The 2,916-nt window shown below is 70.5% G+C and carries 3 protein-coding genes; all 3 read left to right on the plus strand.

The features are described 5' to 3' along the window. The coding region (locus G4D87_RS36175) for an AAA domain-containing protein (protein WP_163787353.1) at window positions 1–1,381 on the plus strand (1,381 nt) is incomplete at its 5' end. A gap of 214 nt (window positions 1,382–1,595) precedes the next feature. Next, the gene (locus G4D87_RS36180; protein WP_240358890.1) at window positions 1,596–1,775 is read left to right on the plus strand and encodes a hypothetical protein; all 180 of its coding nucleotides are present in this window, start codon (window positions 1,596–1,598) and stop codon (window positions 1,773–1,775) included. Window positions 1,776–1,852: 77 nt separating this feature from the next. Further along, window positions 1,853–2,707, plus strand: coding sequence for an alpha/beta fold hydrolase (locus G4D87_RS36185; RefSeq protein ID WP_163787355.1), 855 nt, complete (start codon window positions 1,853–1,855; stop codon window positions 2,705–2,707). The last annotated feature ends 209 nt before the right edge of the window (window positions 2,708–2,916 follow it).

The following is a 2,916-nucleotide window of genomic DNA, read 5'->3' on the forward strand; positions in this document are numbered from 1 at the left end:
CCTCAACCCCGAGCAGCAGGACGCCACCGCCCGTGCGCTCGCCGCCGAGGACTTCTTCCTGGTCCACGGCCCCCCGGGCACCGGCAAGTCCACCGTGCTGGCCGAGGTCGCCGCCCAGGCCGTGGCGGACGGCAAGCGCCTGCTCTGCACCGCCGCCAGCAACGCCGCCGTGGACCACCTGTTGGACCTGTGCCTGGACAAGGGCCTGCGCGCCATCCGCGTGGGCCACCCCGCCCGCGTGGCCGCGCGCCTTCAGGAGCACACCCTGGACATCGTCGTGGAGTCCCACCCGGACCGCGCCGTGTCCCGCGACCTCTTCGACGAGGCCTTCTCGCTGCTGGGCTACGCGCGCCGCCAGCGCAACCAGGGCCGCAGCCGCGCGCGCTTCGCCAACGCCCGCGCGTCCACCTCCGAGGCCAAGGGCATGCTCGACGAGGCCCGCGCCCTGGAGCGCAAGGCCGTGAAGTCCGTGCTCGCCAACGCGGACGTCATCTGCGTGACGCTCTCCAGCCTCGACTCCGGCGTGCTCTCCGGTCAGCAGTTCGACCTGGCGCTGCTCGATGAAGCCACCCAGGCCACCGAGCCGTTGGCGCTGCTCTGCTTCCTGCGCGCGCCCCGCGTCATCCTCGCCGGCGACCCGCAGCAGCTGCCGCCCACCGTCCTCTCCCAGGAGGCCGCGAAGGCCGGCCTGGGCGTGAGCCTCTTCGAGCGCCTGCTCAAGGACCACGGCGAGGGCGTCAAACGCATGCTGCGCGAGCAGTACCGGATGAACGCCCGCATCATGGACTTCCCCTCACGGGAGATGTACGGCGGCGAGCTCCGCGCCCACCCCTCCATCGCGGACCGCACCCTGGACGCCGTCCTCACGCCCGGCGCGGACGTGGATGCGCCCCCCGTGCTCTACCTGGACACCGCCGGCAAGGGCTTCGACGAAGAAGTCGAGCCCACCACGCGAAGCCTCTTCAACCCTGGCGAGGCCGGCCTGGTGGAGGCCCGCGTGCGTGCCCTGCTCGCCGCCGGCCTGGCGCCCCGCGAGCTGGCGGTGATTACGCCCTACAGCGCCCAGGCCCATCAGCTCCGCGAGCGCATCGAGGCGCTCAGCCCCGAGGTGGAGGTCGACACCGTCGACGCGTTCCAGGGCCGGGAGAAGGACGCCGTCATCGTCTCCCTCACCCGCTCCAACAGCGAGGGACAGCTCGGCTTCCTCACGGACCTGCGCCGCATGAACGTGGCCCTCACCCGCGCCCGCCGCCACCTCTTCGTCGTGGGCGACTCCGCCACCCTCAGCGGGCACCCCTTCTACGCCCGCTTCGTCGAGGGCACCCAGGCCACCGGCGGCTACCGCTCCGCCTGGGAGTGGCCCGACGCCCAGGACACCTGACACCTCGGGTTGTAACAGGGTAAAGGCAGACCCGCCCTGGGGCACTACGCAATCAATGCGAGGCTTTCCGGCCAAATTTGTCGCAACTGTGCACAATTTTTGTCACCCCGCTCGCCAGGCGGGGTGGGGTGGTGCCGGAAATTCGGGGCCTTGAGGCCTCTCCACCAGTGCGGCATGAAACATGCTCTTCCCCGCGGCGGGGAGGAACCGCCACATGTCCCAGCAGGCGAATGTCACGAAGGAAAACGACGTCTGGGTTCTCCGTATCGAGAAGGACAACGGCAAGCAGCAGGAGTACCGCTGCGCCACCGAGAATCAGGCGCGCCAGCTCGCGATGATTCTCTCCCGGCCCGACACGGGGGGGCCGCCGCGGCCGCCCCCCGGGCCCCGCTGAACGCGCGCCGCGTCCGGGCGTGGATGACGGTTCTCCCGAGCACGTGAACCGGGTAAGGCACGGGGCAGGAGGCTCCCGTGTCCAACGCGCTCGAATCCCTCACTGTTGATGCCGAAGGCCTGGCGCTGCATGTCCGGCAGCGCCCCGCTTCCGACGCGCCCGCCGTGCTCTTCCTGCATGGCTGGCTGGACCATTCCCACAGCTTCGACGCCCTCATCCCGCACCTGCCCCCGACGTGGCGGCTGGTGCTGCTCGACTTTCGGGGCATGGGCCGCAGCGCCCACGTGGGTCCCGGCGCCACCTACCAGTTCAGCGACTACGCGCTCGACGTGGAGGCCACGTTGGACGGGCTGGGGCTGGACGCGGTGCACCTGGTGGGGCACTCGCTGGGTGGCATCGTCTCCCAGGCCTACGCCGCCGCCCGCCCCAAGCGCGTGAAGAGCGTGACGCTCATCGAAAGCCTGGGCCCCGCTGGCGGGCCCGCGGAAGGGGCCCTGAGCCGACTGCGCAGCGCCCTGGATGACGCGCGCCGCCCGCCCAACCGCAAGCGCTACCCCACCGTGGAGGCCGCCGCCGCGCGGCTGCTGGAGAACAGCCCTACGCTGACGCAGGACGCGGCGCTGTACCTCGCACGGCACGGGACGGAGCCATGCGAAAGCGGCTTCGCCTTCACCTTCGACCCGCGCCACCGCCGCCGCTTCGGCATGGGTTACGACGAGGCCCAGTGGATGGCGCTCCAGGCCGGCATCACCTGCCCGCTGCAGCTCATCCTCGCCACCGGCGGGCTGCGCCACGACGAAGCCCTCATGCGCAACCGGACGCAGGCGCTCCAAACCCTCGCCCAGCCACCGCTGCACCTCCCCGGCGGGCACCACGTCCACATGGAGCAGCCCGAAGTGGTCGCGGAGGCGCTCATTCGTTTCATCCACTGACACCCGCCCACATTCCCTCACCGACAGAAGGACGGGAAAGTCTTTCACCCTCCAGAGTATCGCCCTTCCTCTTTGCCCACCTGACGACACCCACCTCACGCCAACCTCCTGAAATCAGGAGGACGCCCCCTTGCTCTCTGGGTTGGTACGCAAATTGATTAGGGAGCAGGCGGCGGATCACGCATCGGGCCCAGCCGGTGGGTGTGGGG

The organism is Myxococcus vastator (genome assembly GCF_010894475.1).
Lineage (GTDB): Bacteria > Myxococcota > Myxococcia > Myxococcales > Myxococcaceae > Myxococcus > Myxococcus vastator.